This is a genomic window from bacterium SCSIO 12741, assembly GCA_024398055.1.
Taxonomy (GTDB): Bacteria; Bacteroidota; Bacteroidia; order Flavobacteriales_G; family Salibacteraceae; genus SCSIO-12741.
In genome coordinates this window covers 4,434,200-4,448,479 of record CP073749.1, presented here as the reverse complement: position 1 = coordinate 4,448,479, position 14,280 = coordinate 4,434,200, and the positions used below count along the sequence as shown (strand labels likewise).

Below are 14,280 nucleotides of genomic sequence, written 5' to 3'. Positions count from 1 at the left end.
GAAATTTTGTTAATTTTTTCGTAGTCCCTTAAACAAATATCCAACCGATTCTACCTTTTTTTGGACTTCATTTTCATCCACATTTCCCGAAACTTGAAGGCGATTTTGACGGAAATCTGCTTCCACAGAATCCACGCCAGACAACTGTTTCACGGCATTTTCAACATTGGCAACACAGTGGTTGCATGACATTCCTTCTACAATAAAAACCTTACTTTCAGGTAGTTCCTTATCATTCATAGGACGACGAATTGCGAGTTTTTGGTATTCAGTATAAAATAAAGTTATTAACAATAGACCGGCACTAAATTGATGCAGCCATACTGGTAATATATGTGCTCCATGACTATGGGGAGCAAACAAAAGATTGGTAAACCATTCGGATGGCAAAAAGTAATCGATCAAAACCCCGGTAGCCAGGGCGAAGAAAACGATGCTTAAGAGGTATTGAAGAGTCAGCTTTTTTCCCAGACTTTTCCAGAGTACAGTGAGCGTGGCCAGATTGGTTGCAGGTCCCGCCATAAGAAATACAAAAACGGCTCCTGGGCTTATTCCTTTTAACAACAAAGCTGCACCAATTGGAATGGAACCAGTGGCGCATACGTAAAGGGGCACAGATGCCAAAAGCATTACGATTAAATGCAGCCAGGGGTCATTCCAGGCTTCGGAAAACAAAGAATCCGGTACAAATAAGGTAATCGCGGCAGCCAGAAAGATTCCAGCGAGCAGGGTGCGGGAAATATCAGGTAGAAATTCAAGGAAGGCATAACTCAACAACCGCTTGATCGATCTTGACGGTTTTTCTTCTTCCACATTCATTTCCAGAGAGTCTGATTCGATCTTTTTTTGAGAATCGACCCACCAACCTGAAAACACTCCTGAAAAGAAAGCTGCGAGCGGGCGGGTAATAGCCCACGCAGGATTGAGCATGGTATACGTAAGAATCAAAGAGTCAATGCCGGTTTGAGGAGTGGATATCAAAAAGGAAACCGTCGCTCCTTTTGAGGCTCCCTGTTGGCGGAAAGAAATGCCAGTTGGAATAACCCCACAAGAACAGAGGGGGAGTGGGATGCCGATTAAGGCAGCCTTCAAGGAAGAGGAGAATCCGGATTTACCTACCCATTGTTTAATCTTCTGGGTGGGAACAAATACTTTAAGAATTCCGGCGAATAGCAGGCCCAAAAGAAGAAAGGGGGCCAGCTCCATAAATATGTGCCACCATTCGGTGAAATAACGGCCAATCCAATTCATACCGCAAATTTAGGCTGAAATGGTGGTTTAAAAAGTTAATCGTAGTTATATCCACCTACTTCATCAGGAGAAGATTCTACCCCAAGGCCTAATACCGTTCGGTTAACAAAGTTGAAATAAGCGATAACCAAATTGGCATCCAACAAACTACGGTCATCTACCCCTTGAGCTTTCAACCTTCTATACAGTTCTCCCTTGGAATCGAAATGAGGTTTTAAGGTCATTTGTTCAGCTAACAGGCATAGCAGCAAATCCGTGTCATCGAGACCAGCTCGAGTAAAATCCTTGATCAAAAGTTTGACCTTTTCGGCGTCCTTCCAAAAATGTTGAAGAGCCACTGAATGATGCTCTACGCAATATTGACAGCGATTTGTTCGACTCACGATAACACCCAACATTTCTCGCTGGTAGCGTTTTAGTGGAGATTTGCCAAACATGATCAACATATACAAATCCATATGCTTTACAATGCTGTCAGGATTTAAACTTTGAATCATGTGTACGGCAGCCAGTTTTCCGCGTTTATTAATCAGGTCCTCATAGATTTCCCGCAAGGCGCCGTCGGAGTTTTCATGATCAATGACTTCAATAAATGGCATGATTTGCAGTTTTCGTGTTTTGCAAGATAGTGTTTATCAATAAATTAATTTGCCTCGGATTACCTGGCGAATAGGGAACGGAAAAAAGAAATGTTAAGTGTGATCTTTAGTGGTTTATTTGACACCTCCGTTGCCTACTGTAATCGTACTTTTGCTCTTTCTTATTCCTTATTCTTAGATTCATGGAAATTGAAAATGCCTTTTATTATTTCGCTGACCCAATGTGCTCTTGGTGTTATGGATTTGCACCCGAAGTGAGTGCGGTATATGACCAAAACAGGGATCGGTTTGGATTCCATTTGATCATGGGAGGCTTACGTCCGCATGGTACTGAAACCTTTGGAGGTTTGGCAGATATGCTTAAGCACCATTGGAAACAAGTGGCTGAGCGAAGTGGGCAACCTTTTGATTATTCGGTATTGGATCATGAGGATAGGGTTTACGATACCGAACCGCCTTGTCGTGCTGTGCGTGTTATGCGGGAAATAAAACCAGAAGCCGAATTTGAATTCTTTAAGCAGATTCAAAAGGCCTTTTACCGGGAAGGGAAAGAGATGGATAAGATTGATACTTATCTGAATTTGCTACCAGAACTGGAAGTGGACCCTGCCCAATTTAAGGAGCAATTTGAGTCGGAGGAAATGAAACTTCAAACCACCTACGATTTTCATCAAGCCCGCGATTGGGGTATTACGGGTTACCCTGCGCTGGTAGTAGGCTGGGAAGGGGAGCTTTTCCTCATTGCCAAGGGGTTTAGTGACCGTGAAACCCTATTTCGCATTTTGGACGAAATAACGATAAAGCAAAAGTCGTAGCAATTGCCTTACTTATTGACAATCAGGTTATAAACAACCTGTTGATTTCTTAGTTTTATTCTTCGTTTTTCCTCTAAAACCCTTATAGACAGTAGGTTTCTTCAAAATACACAATTGTTTATAAGCTTGGTGTATACTTTGTGCAAAAGAGGTACTTGAAAATACATCGTATTTCCTTGATTTTGAGATACATTTGGGTATCGTTCTTTGTAAAACGTTCTACTGAACAGGCTTCTGGCCCAAGTTCGTTTCCGGTTCATCTGAAAGGGCTGTTCGCAGTCTGAAAAGGTCTACCTCAAAAAGAGGATCGGTTCAGTTGACCTTTTGAAAAGAAGGCCTGCTTTGAGTGAAAGCCTGTGTTGAATTCATTTTTCGGAATGCAATTCAATAACCGAGTGGTATTTTCTGTGTTAAAGGAAAGATTACTAAATGTCCATCTGGATATTTACAATCTACTCCAAGGAATTTACACCCCTGGTGGAAGCTGCAGAGTTGGATTTTTCCACCTCCGGTTTTACAAAGCACTTTATTCAATGGAACCTCCGTTCCAGTGAAATCTAAAAAAGGCTCGCTTGCGGGCCTTTTTTATTCCCATCTATTTAGATTAATCCATGACCGTGGCTTGGCCCGGAGATACGACCGTGATGACACCTCCCCAGGCACAATTGCAGGTGGAGGTATTGTTAATAATGGGTTGGTTACCAATGGTTACCATGGGATTTCCAGGAGTCCATGGAGCTGGAATAACAGGAATGCATGGCATGGGAGTTAAAACTCCGAATGCTGCGGCAGTGGCGCTGGCAACGGTTGGATTAGAAAGAGAAGTACACATGCCAAAGGGAAGAATATTGACCAATGGAATATGATCCATAATATTGGCTGCCGGCATATTGGAAGTCATTACCCGGTTGGTGGGGAGTACCACTAAACTTGAAGGAGCTACCCCGAAAGAACACATTAAACTGGCTCCCATGCATACTTGTTGTGGCATAGTTCTGATTTACTATTTAGCCGACTTGGCGGCGGTTGCTACTTTCTTAACTGCGGTTTGAATGGCTCCATTTACAATGTGAACGAAGTAAACGCAGACTACCGATGTTGCGTAAAGGTAAAGAACGAATTCATTGAAAGCCATCTGCTCTCCGGCAAGAACTTCTTCCAGATTGGGTAAAATTTCTCCAATTACCCAAGCCATGACCAAAAAAACTGGGACACCTAAAATGAGCGATAGGAGGGACCAGAGAAATTCTTTGGCAATGAATTTCTGAAGCTTGGGCAATAATTTGAGCAGAGATTCCAAAGGGGATTAAGGTTTTTCTTTAGGTCGTAAGAAGTGCAACATTTGTAAGGAATTAGCGGCTAAGAATCCCAGTGCAAAGAACAACCATGAATAGATGGAGTTGTTGCTAAAGATCCCCAGAAACTGAAGTATGGCCATTAGAGAAACGGCAAAAAAGGCTGAAAATACAAGGCGAAAAGTCCTACTGGAAAATAGAATTTCACGGGTTTGACAGCCGGTCATAGCAAGTACAAAAGCAAGTAGAGCGGCAATGACAAAAAAGCTAAGAATAGTAAGCAGCAGCGGCGGGTGATTAAAAACAAACTCAACAAATTGCTTGCTGCCATCACCTCCGGCTTTTGCTGGATCACTATGGGCGGCCGAACTATCGGGTGTAACGGAGCCTGTGGTATCCTTAGGGCCGGTAAACTTTTGGTTGAGAAGTGCCCAGAGGGAGGTATAACCGTCATCGTAACCCAAGGCCCAAATTCCTACTCCAGCAACCTTATTCTTAAGTACCCAATCGTATTTTCCAGCTAAGCTCAAACTGTCATCGTACCAGACTTGCATCAAGTCATTGTTGCTGGAGGTGTAGGGGATCCAGGCACTAATACTCGAAGTATCAAACTGAGGGGGAGCGGAAATGGTTTTTTGGATGGTAGCATAAGTAAGGTTGGTTTTAAACACCTTCGCTCTGGAGGGGATAGTCAGGTTGTCGGTTTGCCATTCAGCTCCATAATAGGGAAATGCGATAACCAGTTTAGACAAGTCGAGCTGCTTTTTCTGGTAGGTTTGCACTGCGTTGGCGATGTCGTATTTGCCCCACATAGCACTGGACTTCAAAGTGGAAATCGGGCCCGCAAAATCGCTTTTGGCTCCGTGAAAACCGTAAGCCATCATGACCACCATATCTACCTGTTCATTCAAAACATTGATGGTAAGTACATTGGTAGGATCATATACCGCTATGGTCATGCCCAATTTCAATCCCTTGCCATGCAATCGACCGGCCGCTTGAATTATGAAATTAGCATACCTCTGGCGATCGGTGGCAGCTACATTCTCAAAGTCGAGCATAAGACCTTGTGCACCGCGTAACTCCAATAGACTTATCACGCTATCCAAAAAGGTGGACATCGCTTTTTTGTTGGATAAGAACCGTCGATTGTCTGATTTTCCAAACAAAGTAGCTGTGAGGTAAACCTCGGTTCCATAGGCCTGGGCGGAATCAACCATTCCGGTTTCTTTCCAATCGTGAATACTCTTGTAATTTCCCGTTGCCGGGTCCACTTCATAGGAGAAATAGGCGATGGCGCTAAGCAATTGAAAATTGTAGTTTCTGTATTTACTTCCCTGCCAATAGGGATGCCAGCCCATCACCACCGAGTTTAAGGTGTCATTTACCGGACCCAAATACCTAACGTTACTTGGTGGGTAGAGCGAATCGTAGTGGGATTCCTCCGACAAACCCGATCGGCTGTACTTAACCATGTGTTTGAGGTGTACATGGGCCGAGCGGTATTTCTTGGCCTTTTCGAGATCTCCTTTAGCTTCTTCCGCCTTCTTTTTGTCGGACTTAAAAATCTTGAGAATCTTTTTGATAAAACCGGCTCCCGTCTTTTCGTCTTTGGCCAATTCGGTTTTATCCTTTTTGGCTTCATCAATGGGGGAAGAGGTTTGGGTGGAATCCTGAGACGCCAAGGCCGAAACTGAAATCCATAGAAAGAATACCAGAAGCAATCCGCGCGAAGGACTCCGGCCAATTTTTACAGCTTGTTTAAGTATACCCATGGGCACAGATCGGTCGGGGAAATTCCCCGTTAACAGCCCAATTCCTTGGTTTTCATGATGCTACAAAAAGCCAGGATGGGCGTCTAATTTCCCTTCTAAATTGTGCCAATTAGCAGGAAGTTGTAAGCGTAAGAATACTTGAATTACCCAGGTATTTATACGTGGTCGGTAAAAGGGGGTTAATGAGAGAGTAAAAGGCTGATGGCCATGACTGCCATTCCAAGGATAAGCCCATAAAGTGAGCGGTGATGGGAACCGTATTTTTGTGCAGCAGGCAGGAGTTGATCGAAGGAAATAAAAACCATAATTCCACCTATCGCTGCGAATACGATACCAAAGACCAGATCATTGAGAAACTGCCTTAGAACCAGGTAACCCACCATGGCTCCAAATGGTTCGGCTAAACCACTAAGAATCGAGAAGGTTAGGGCTCGTTTGCGATTGCCCGTGGCGTAATAAATGGGAGCCGATACGGCAATTCCCTCTGGAATGTTGTGAACGGCTACAGCGATGGCGATACTAATACCCAAATGAGTATCCTTTAAGCTTCCCATAAAAGTCACCATTCCTTCTGGGAAATTATGAATACCAATAACCAAAGCCGTAAATATTCCCATTCGGTAGAGCTGTTTATTGGCAGCCTCCTTTCCGGTCGGTTCCGGACCTTTGTCAAATTCGTGGGGATTTTCGAAAGAGGGAACAAGTTTATCGATTAGGCCAGTTACAAGCATTCCACCGAAGAATGATGCGGCGACAATCCATCCGCCATAGGACTTTCCCACTTCTTCAGCGAGCATTTCCATCGAATGAACCAGAAGCTCGGCAAAGGAGACATAAATCATCACTCCAGCCGAAAATCCCATGGCCGAAGACAATAACTTGGTGTTCGTCTTTTTGGCAAAAAAAGCTATGGCGCTTCCAATGGCCGTGGAAAGACCAGCAAAAGTGGTTAGCAGAAAGGCAAGACCTACGTTTTCCTCCATCCAGTATTAGGAATAGCGCTGTTTTACGAGTTGCGGAATAGGAACCGACTCACCCGATTCATCAATGCGAACAAAAACAATTCGCGTTTTACAAACTAAGGTTTCTTCTCCGCTATATACGTTGTATTTGCGGGCTTCAATTTGCATGGTGATGGACGTATTTCCAACATGTTCCACCTCTCCATAAATTCGAATCTGGAATCCAACCTTAACGGGCTTTTTGAAGGCTACTTCCTCAATTTTTACCGTCACCATATTTGGGGTGTGGCAAATTTGAGACGCGTAGCTCGCCGCGGCCTCGTCGATCCATGACATCATGATTCCACCAAACAGGTTTCCATGAATCCCGATATCGCGAACCATGCAGAGTTTTTGCATTAATAATTCCATAGTGCCATTTTCGATCGGCAAAAGTACGCCAAACGTTTCGGAATGGAATCATCGCCCTTACAAAAGGACAGTTATCGAAGTAGGAAGTAGTTTTTTACTACGATTCTTTGATCAGGTGCACGTCGCGCTGAGGGAACGGAATAGTGATTTTGGCGGCATCCAGAGCCTCTTTACCTTTTTCCAGGGTACCAAAGTATACATCCCAGTAGTCGGCCGGAGTAGCCCAGGGTCTAACGGCCAAGTTCACAGAGCTATCAGCGAGTTCAGATACGGCTACCATAGGAGCAGGGTCCTTTAACACCTTAGGATCACTTTGCATGACGTCCATAAGAATCTCACGGGCCTTTTTGATATCAGAGTCGTAGGAAATGCCAATCGTCAAGTCAACCCTTAGCTGGCCTTGCTCTGAGAAATTGGTCAGACTTCCGTTGGATATTGCGCCATTCGGAATGACTGCTGTTTTTCCATCCGGAGTAATGATCACCGTAATGAAGATTTGAATCTCCTTAACTTCTCCAAAATACCCTTGGGCCTCAATCAAATCACCAATTTTATAAGGTTTGAAGAGTAGAATTAAAACACCACCCGCAAAGTTGGCCAAAGTACCTTGAAGAGCCAGACCAACGGCCAAACCAGCAGCACCAATAACGGCTACAAAAGAGGTAGTTTCAACACCCATCATGGAGGCAACGCTGATAAATAGCATCAGCTTGAGCATCCAGTTTACCAGATTAATCAGGAAAGGGCGTAGGGTAGGATCTACTTTCTGTTTGTCGAAAATATTATGAATCAACTTGGTCATCCACTTGATCACCCGTAAACCAATAAAGAGGACAAGAAGGGCCAAAAGTAATTTCGGGCCATATTCGGCGGTTAGGTCAATGATCTTGTGAAGGTATCTGTCGAGTACAGTTAAATCCATAATAGAGTAAGTTTTGATTTCGTACTAAAATATAAAACCCGCTGTACTCGAAGGGTCTTCCCTGTATTAAGAATTGGCCCGAATCAGTTCTCGCCGAATGATTTGACAGGCTTTTTCCAAGTTTTGAGTGGAAATATTCAAGGGAGGAGCAATACGGAAACCGTTACGCAGACTGAGAAACCAAAAGAGCAGTACTCCTGATTCACGGCAAGCGTTAATGACTTGATTGACCTGCTCTGGGTTGTCAAGCTCTACGGCAATCATCATTCCTTTTCGACGAAATGCACGCAGCTGAACTCCTGGAATTTGAGTGAGGGCATTTTCTATAAAACGTCCTTTTTCTTCCACTTGATCCAGGATTCGGTGTTCTTTGAAATAGCGTAATCCGGCCAGACCCGAGGCACAAATAACAGGGTGCCCGCCAAAGGTGGTAATGTGTCCCAGTTCAGGAGATCGACTCAATTGATCGAGGTATTTCTTTTGACTTACAACAGCTCCAATGGGCATTCCAGCCCCAAGTGCCTTACCTAAGGTAACCACGTCGGGAACAATGTCAAAGTGCTCAAAAGCACTAAACTTTCCAGTTCTTCCCATGCCTACTTGTACTTCGTCCAAAATCAATAAGGTACCCGTTGATCGGCACTTTTTCAAAAGGGCTTGCATGTATTCAACTGTGGGGATACGCACTCCGGCATCTCCTTGAATGGTTTCCAGAAAAACAGCAGCAGTCTTATCTGTAATTTGATTTAATTGGTCGGAGTTATTCAAAGCAATAAAGCGAACATCCGGCAGCAAGGGCCTAAAGGGGTATTTTCTATCCTCATTGTAGGAAATACTCATCGAACCTGTGGTATTTCCATGGTAAGCTCCTTGGAAGGAAATAATTTCAGATCTTCCGGTTACCCTTCGGGCCAGTTTTAGAGCTGCTTCATTGGCCTCCGTTCCAGAATTGACAGGATACATCGCATTCAGCCTATCAGGAAAAAAGGAGAGTAGGGTATGGGCAAATTCGGTCACCACTTCCTGTTCATATTCACCATAGACCATCACGTGGGCATGTTTGTCTAACTGCCGGCGAATCGCTTCCTTGATTTCCGGAAGGTTGTGGCCCAAATTACTCACCCCGATACCTGAAATGAAATCAATGTACTCCTTGCCAGAACGATCAATGATCAAATCACCTTGGGCTTTAATAATGTCCAAACCTATAGGATGAGAGGTAGTGGGGCAAGAGAAGGACTTAGTTTGCTCATAGTGGCCAAAATTAGCGGATAGATTCTTTCGGTCAAAAAAGCTTAAAACTCTTCCTTCTGTCCATTTGGAGAAGTTGTACTTGTATAGATTTGCGGAATGAGCGTTACCCTATTTATCATCATTCTTACCGCCGGGGTTTCCATCATGGCTTTTAACAATCAGGAGCTTTTTCATAAATGGAAATTGAGCCCCTACATGGTGGTTAATCGCAAGGAGTGGTACCGGATTTTTACCCATGCTTTCATTCATGCCGATTGGGTTCATTTGTTTTTTAACCTCTTTGTGCTTTACATGTTTGGTGAAAACACCGAACTCTTTATGAAGCGGGAATTTGGGGCCACCCAAGGCACGTTCTTGTTCCTCTTGTTGTACGTAGGAGGAATTGCATTTGCGGCATTGCCAGCCGTTATTCGTCATGGAAATAATGTGGTTTATTCTTCTATTGGTGCTTCAGGAGCAGTAGCAGGAGTGCTTTTTGCTTCCATTCTGTTCTTTCCTCTAATGGAACTCATGTTGCTCATTTTGCCCATACCTATTCCTGCTTACATCTTTGGTCCTCTCTACCTGGCTGCTGAGTATTATTTGGATAAACGGGGTAATGACAACGTAGCTCACGACGCTCACTTTTTTGGTGCTCTATTTGGCTTTTTCTTTCCCATTGCTTTCCGTCCTGATTTATTTTTGAGGTTTATATCTGCATTGATTTAATGAACAAAGCGATTTTCTTAGACCGTGACGGTGTTATCAACCGGGAACGAGGAACGTATACCTGGAAGGAGGAAGATTTTGAGTTTACTCCAGGCTTGTTTGAATCCTTAGTCGAATGGCAAAATAAAGGTTACAAACTCATTGTCATCACCAATCAGGGAGGAGTAGCTAAAGGACTCTATTCCTTGCAAGAGGTTTATGAAGTGCACCAATACATGAGTGAAGCTCTGGCCGAAAAGGGTATTGAATTGACCGATATTTACTTAAGTCCCTATCATCAGGACTATTCGCTATCCCTCAGTCGCAAACCCGATTCGCAAATGTTGGAAAAGGCTATTGCCGTTCATCGGATTAACCCTGAGGATTCCTTTATGATTGGAGATTCTGAACGAGACGTAGTAGCGGCAAACAAAGTGGGGGTGAAGGGCATTTTAATTGAGCCCAACTCCGATATTCGTAATCTTTTACCTCAAATTCCATGAGTTCAGCCACATCCTGGATTATTCACAACGGTATTCTAATTCCCCAAGAAGAGTGGAAGGTCTCTACTAAAAACCGGGCTTTTCGGTATGGCGATGGTCTGTTTGAATCCATGCGTAGCTTTGGTACTTCTGTTCCTTACCTGGCCATTCATCTTCAGCGGCTAAAAAGAGGAGCGGTAGAGATGGAATTCGAAACTTCGGGTGACTTGTTTAATCTGGAAGTGATGAAATCGAAGGTTGCTGAACTTTTGGAGCGAAATGGCCATACAGATTCAGCCCGATTGCGACTATCCGTGTATCGATCAGGTGGGGGAGCCTACAGTCCCGATTCGGTGGAAGGGGAGTTCATTCTTGAAAGTGAAAGAGTACATGATTCTCGATTTGCTTTAAACGGGAGAGGGTGGAAAGTAGATGTGTTTGATTATTGGAAAAAGCCAGTCATACCTTGGTCCGGGATAAAAACTACGAGTTCGCTTTTCTACGTCAAAGCCGGGCTGTTTCAAAAGAAAAATGGAATGGATGAGGTGCTCCTGGTCAATGCTGGAAATCAGCTTTGCGAAGGTTCATTTACCAATCTATTCGTAGTGCGTTCAGGAGAACTTTTTACTCCGTCTTTAGCTTCCGGATGCCTACCAGGAGTGATGCGTCAAGTGATCATCCATGAAGCCACCAGAATGGGGTTGAAGGTTTATGAAAAAGACCTCAGTGTAAACGATCTCATGGTGGCCGATGAAGTGTTCATGACCAATGCGGTTAGAGGAATACAATGGGTGGGTGCCTTTCGAAGCAAACGCTACTTTCATCGCATTGCCGATAAATTGGTCCATGCGCTAAACCAGAAGCTTAGTTGAGGTGCGGGTCCTTCGGGAAGTTTGAAATGATTCGATAAGAATCACCCAGTTTGTTGAGCAATCGTCCCCAAAGTCTACCCGTGTTTTTGATCAATACTTCGGATGAGGCAGCTTTGGTCACGATCCAACTCTTTTCTTCCATTTCCTGCTCCAGCTGACCCGATTCCCAGCCTGAGTATCCTACAAAAAATCGAATCTGTTTAGGGTCTACTTCACCTTTATCAATAAGCTCTTTCAATAGGTCGAAGTTTCCACCCCAGTAAAGGTTTCGTTGTACTTTGAAGCTCCCTTCAAGTTTGTCGCCCAGGGAGTGGAGGTAGAAAAGACTTTCGCGGCCCACAGGTCCTCCAATGAAAACCCGGGATTCAAAATCGGGAAAGTCATCCACCACTTCGTTGATGTAAAAATCAGATTCTCGGTTCAATACGAAGCCCACACTTCCTTCAGGGTCATGACGAACCAACAGGACTACGCTACGACTAAAATTGGGGTCTGACAAAAAAGGTTCAGACAGTAATATTTTTCCTTTTTCAGCTAATTGTTGTTGGTTGTTCAGTTTTCTAAAAAATGCATCAAAGGCCTCTTCTTCACGGTTTCTACTCATATCCTTTAAATTTAATGCAAAGCAGGTTTAAACGGAAGTGCACTCAGTATATTACCTTCTTTTTCGAGGAAAACCTGCAAGCGGTCGTTTATTTGGTCGAATGGCCAATAGTGCTCCGCCAGGCGCAGAAATATGTCGCTGTGTTTGTGCTCTGATTTCCACAACATATCGTAGAATTTTTGCATTTCAGCATCCGGGTGATTCTCAGCCACCAATCGAAAGCGTTCAGCTCCTCGGGCCTCTACTACAGAGGCTACAATCATTCTATCCATTAAGCGTTCTTCACGTCCTGATCTGCATGCTTTGATCAGTTGATTGATATACTCATCCTGGGGCATGTCATTTTTTAAGGAAACCCCTCTTTTTTCCATAACTTCATACACCAGCTTAAAATGCACCAATTCTTCGAGAGCAGTTTCAATTAGTTCTGGAATAATTTCATTGCGATCGGGACACTTGGCAATAAAACTCATAGCCATGGAGGAGGCTTTGCGCTCACAGTCGGCATGATCCTGTAAAAAGGAGTCAAAATCCGAAAGAACAGCTTGGGTCCATTCGACTGGAGTGTCCCAGGATAACTTCAGGTTGTATTTCGTGCTCATAATCAGTTTTCAATCATCATCAATCTCGAATCTCGCTTCTCGAATCCTCAAGATTCAAGATTACCCGCGGTGATCGCTTCGCTCTGAGTTGAAAATTCAAAATTCAAATGTGCTCATTTGTACGGAAACCACCCCGATCATTTAACGAAATTTACACCTATTGAATCGCGAATAGAACGCCTCAAATTGGATATATTTGGAACCCTTAAAAAAGACAAGTAATTCTATGAGTTCAGAGGTTAGAAACCTGGAGCCAAAAGCATTGTGGAACAACTTTGAAGACCTCAATGCAGTGCCCAGACCATCAAAAAAAGAAGAAAGAGTAATTCAGTTCATCGTAGACTTTGGAAAAAAGCTGGGATTGGAAACAGAGCAAGACGAAATTGGCAATGTTTTGATTCGCAAGCCTGCAACTCCAGGAATGGAATCCAGAATGGGAGTGGTTTTACAGTCTCACCTGGATATGGTGCACCAAAAAAACAACGAAACCAATTTTGATTTTCTAACTGAAGGCATCCGCTCCTACATTGATGGAGATTGGGTAAAAGCAGAAGGTACTACCCTGGGCGCTGATAATGGAATTGGAGTAGCCGCAGCAATGACTGTTTTGGCCGCTACCGATATGCCACACGGCCCGATTGAGGCTTTGTTTACCATCGACGAGGAAACCGGAATGACCGGAGCTGATAACCTGACTCCAGGTTGGTTGAAAGGAGATATTCTCCTGAATATGGATACGGAAGACGAAGGAGAGCTTTGTATTGGTTGTGCGGGAGGTATTGATACCACAGTTTCATACAACTATGCTTCTGATGCCATTCCAGCTGACTGGAGTACTTATAAATTGACCATCAAAGGATTGTTTGGTGGGCACTCAGGTTGCGATATTCATCTGCAGCGGGGAAATAGCAACAAGATGATGAGCAGACTTTTGCTTTTGTTGAATGAAAAGACCGATGTTCGTCTTATTCAGTTCGACGGAGGTAGCCTGCGTAACGCCATTCCACGTGAGGCTTTTGTAACCGTTGCTTTTGATGCGGCCAAATTGGGCGACCTGGAAGGTGTAATTAAGGAATATGAAGCTGTATCGAAGGTAGAGTTTGCTCAAACCGACAAGGGATTGACCTTGGTTTGGGAAGAGGCTCAAGCCAGCGGACAGATGATGAATAAAGACGATCAGTACAAGTTGTTGCGGGCCTTAGATGGTGCTCCAAATGGAGTATATCGCTGGAGCAACGATTTTGAAGGACTGGTAGAAACCTCTACAAATACTTCTCGTGTATTGATTGAGAATGGAACATTTAAAGTGGATTACCTGACGCGTAGTTCAGTGGAGCATTCCAAAGACGATTTAGCCGCTAAAATTCAACATGTATACGAATTGATCGGTGCTTCTGTGGAACACGCCGGAAGCTACCCGGGATGGGCACCAAATCCAGATTCTGATATTTTGAAAGTGATGCGTGGCATTCATGAAGACTTCTTTGGAGAGAAGCCTATCGTAAATGCTGTACACGCTGGATTGGAGTGTGGGATTATTTCCAGAACTCAACCTCAGTTGGATATGATTTCTTTTGGTCCTACCATTAAGAATCCTCACTCTCCCGATGAAATGGTGCACATTGGTACCGTGGAGCGTTTTTGGAGATACCTTCAGAAGATTCTAAACGAAATTCCTTCTAAGAACTAAGAAGGAAAACATACACCATAAAAAAAGTCCGTGAGTCGATTGACCACGGACTTTTTTAT

General features: G+C 43.9%; 16 protein-coding genes. 5 read left to right on the top strand and 11 right to left on the bottom strand.

What is annotated here, in order from left to right:
* Positions 1-9 precede the first annotated feature (9 nt).
* Together KFE98_18940 and KFE98_18935 are read right to left on the bottom strand one after the other, a co-directional pair.
* Positions 10-1,251, bottom strand: coding sequence for a permease (locus tag KFE98_18940; protein ID UTW62061.1), 1,242 nt, complete (start codon positions 1,249-1,251; stop codon positions 10-12).
* A 35-nt stretch (positions 1,252-1,286) separates the two neighbouring features.
* Entirely contained in the window at positions 1,287-1,850 is a 564-nt protein-coding gene (locus KFE98_18935; protein ID UTW62060.1) for a peroxidase-related enzyme, read from the bottom strand.
* Between the two features lie 182 nt (positions 1,851-2,032).
* Here KFE98_18935 and KFE98_18930 point away from each other — a divergent pair, with 182 nt between their 5' ends.
* The gene (locus KFE98_18930; GenBank protein ID UTW62059.1) at positions 2,033-2,665 is read left to right on the top strand and encodes a DsbA family protein; all 633 of its coding nucleotides are present in this window, start codon (positions 2,033-2,035) and stop codon (positions 2,663-2,665) included.
* A gap of 604 nt (positions 2,666-3,269) precedes the next feature.
* Here KFE98_18930 and KFE98_18925 read toward each other — a convergent pair.
* The 7 genes from KFE98_18925 to KFE98_18895 all read right to left on the bottom strand — a co-directional run bounded on the left by KFE98_18925 (position 3,270) and on the right by KFE98_18895 (position 9,239).
* Positions 3,270-3,656, bottom strand: coding sequence for a DUF4280 domain-containing protein (locus KFE98_18925; protein UTW62058.1), 387 nt, complete (start codon positions 3,654-3,656; stop codon positions 3,270-3,272).
* A 12-nt stretch (positions 3,657-3,668) separates the two neighbouring features.
* Entirely contained in the window at positions 3,669-3,860 is a 192-nt protein-coding gene (locus KFE98_18920; protein UTW62057.1) for a hypothetical protein, read from the bottom strand.
* Between the two features lie 111 nt (positions 3,861-3,971).
* Entirely contained in the window at positions 3,972-5,735 is a 1,764-nt protein-coding gene (locus KFE98_18915; GenBank protein UTW62056.1) for a hypothetical protein, read from the bottom strand.
* 179 nt (positions 5,736-5,914) lie between these two features.
* Positions 5,915-6,718: a zinc transporter ZupT gene (gene zupT / locus KFE98_18910; protein UTW62055.1), complete on the bottom strand. Its 804-nt coding sequence runs from the start codon at positions 6,716-6,718 to the stop codon at positions 5,915-5,917.
* A 6-nt stretch (positions 6,719-6,724) separates the two neighbouring features.
* Positions 6,725-7,108 (bottom strand): acyl-CoA thioesterase, encoded by a 384-nt coding sequence (locus KFE98_18905; GenBank protein ID UTW62054.1) that lies wholly within the window; start codon positions 7,106-7,108, stop codon positions 6,725-6,727.
* A 97-nt stretch (positions 7,109-7,205) separates the two neighbouring features.
* Positions 7,206-8,030, bottom strand: a complete 825-nt coding sequence (locus tag KFE98_18900) for a mechanosensitive ion channel (GenBank protein ID UTW62053.1) — start codon at positions 8,028-8,030, stop codon at positions 7,206-7,208.
* A gap of 66 nt (positions 8,031-8,096) precedes the next feature.
* Positions 8,097-9,239: an aspartate aminotransferase family protein gene (locus KFE98_18895; GenBank protein UTW64747.1), complete on the bottom strand. Its 1,143-nt coding sequence runs from the start codon at positions 9,237-9,239 to the stop codon at positions 8,097-8,099.
* Positions 9,240-9,380: 141 nt separating this feature from the next.
* On the opposite strand from KFE98_18895, the gene KFE98_18890 reads away from it, so the two are divergent.
* The 3 genes from KFE98_18890 to KFE98_18880 are packed head-to-tail and all read left to right on the top strand — an operon-like array spanning position 9,381 to position 11,325.
* A complete protein-coding gene (locus KFE98_18890; GenBank protein UTW62052.1) occupies positions 9,381-9,992 on the top strand; it encodes a rhomboid family intramembrane serine protease in 612 nt (203 codons plus the stop codon).
* On the top strand, positions 9,992-10,474 hold the full coding sequence (locus KFE98_18885; GenBank protein UTW62051.1) for an HAD family hydrolase: 483 nt from the start codon (positions 9,992-9,994) through the stop codon (positions 10,472-10,474). The genes KFE98_18890 and KFE98_18885 overlap by 1 nt, the downstream gene beginning before the upstream one ends.
* Positions 10,471-11,325 (top strand): aminotransferase class IV, encoded by an 855-nt coding sequence (locus KFE98_18880; GenBank protein ID UTW62050.1) that lies wholly within the window; start codon positions 10,471-10,473, stop codon positions 11,323-11,325. Before KFE98_18885 ends, KFE98_18880 begins: the two co-directional genes overlap by 4 nt.
* Here KFE98_18880 and KFE98_18875 read toward each other — a convergent pair.
* Entirely contained in the window at positions 11,318-11,929 is a 612-nt protein-coding gene (locus KFE98_18875; protein UTW62049.1) for a YqgE/AlgH family protein, read from the bottom strand. The genes KFE98_18880 and KFE98_18875 overlap by 8 nt on opposite strands.
* An 11-nt stretch (positions 11,930-11,940) precedes the next feature.
* Positions 11,941-12,531 carry a tRNA-(ms[2]io[6]A)-hydroxylase gene (locus KFE98_18870; GenBank protein ID UTW62048.1) on the bottom strand — a complete coding sequence of 197 codons (591 nt, stop codon included), beginning with the start codon at positions 12,529-12,531 and terminating at the stop codon, positions 11,941-11,943.
* 226 nt (positions 12,532-12,757) lie between these two features.
* Here KFE98_18870 and KFE98_18865 point away from each other — a divergent pair, with 226 nt between their 5' ends.
* Positions 12,758-14,221 (top strand): aminoacyl-histidine dipeptidase, encoded by a 1,464-nt coding sequence (locus KFE98_18865; GenBank protein ID UTW62047.1) that lies wholly within the window; start codon positions 12,758-12,760, stop codon positions 14,219-14,221.
* The last annotated feature ends 59 nt before the right edge of the window (positions 14,222-14,280 follow it).

Excerpts from the sequence above, each read along its gene's own strand:
- zupT (UTW62055.1), bottom strand. The coding sequence starts at position 6,718 with ATGGAGGAAAACGTAGGTCTTGCCTTTCTGCTAACCACTTTTGCTGGT.
- KFE98_18870 (UTW62048.1), bottom strand. The coding sequence starts at position 12,531 with ATGAGCACGAAATACAACCTGAAGTTATCCTGGGACACTCCAGTCGAA.
- KFE98_18915 (UTW62056.1), bottom strand. The coding sequence starts at position 5,735 with ATGGGTATACTTAAACAAGCTGTAAAAATTGGCCGGAGTCCTTCGCGC.
- KFE98_18880 (UTW62050.1), top strand. The coding sequence starts at position 10,471 with ATGAGTTCAGCCACATCCTGGATTATTCACAACGGTATTCTAATTCCC.
- KFE98_18890 (UTW62052.1), top strand. The coding sequence starts at position 9,381 with ATGAGCGTTACCCTATTTATCATCATTCTTACCGCCGGGGTTTCCATC.
- KFE98_18935 (UTW62060.1), bottom strand. The coding sequence starts at position 1,850 with ATGCCATTTATTGAAGTCATTGATCATGAAAACTCCGACGGCGCCTTG.
- KFE98_18865 (UTW62047.1), top strand. The coding sequence starts at position 12,758 with ATGAGTTCAGAGGTTAGAAACCTGGAGCCAAAAGCATTGTGGAACAAC.
- KFE98_18920 (UTW62057.1), bottom strand. The coding sequence starts at position 3,860 with ATGGCTTGGGTAATTGGAGAAATTTTACCCAATCTGGAAGAAGTTCTT.
- KFE98_18875 (UTW62049.1), bottom strand. The coding sequence starts at position 11,929 with ATGAGTAGAAACCGTGAAGAAGAGGCCTTTGATGCATTTTTTAGAAAA.
- KFE98_18925 (UTW62058.1), bottom strand. The coding sequence starts at position 3,656 with ATGCCACAACAAGTATGCATGGGAGCCAGTTTAATGTGTTCTTTCGGG.
- KFE98_18905 (UTW62054.1), bottom strand. The coding sequence starts at position 7,108 with ATGGAATTATTAATGCAAAAACTCTGCATGGTTCGCGATATCGGGATT.
- KFE98_18940 (UTW62061.1), bottom strand. The coding sequence starts at position 1,251 with ATGAATTGGATTGGCCGTTATTTCACCGAATGGTGGCACATATTTATG.
- KFE98_18885 (UTW62051.1), top strand. The coding sequence starts at position 9,992 with ATGAACAAAGCGATTTTCTTAGACCGTGACGGTGTTATCAACCGGGAA.
- KFE98_18900 (UTW62053.1), bottom strand. The coding sequence starts at position 8,030 with ATGGATTTAACTGTACTCGACAGATACCTTCACAAGATCATTGACCTA.
- KFE98_18930 (UTW62059.1), top strand. The coding sequence starts at position 2,033 with ATGGAAATTGAAAATGCCTTTTATTATTTCGCTGACCCAATGTGCTCT.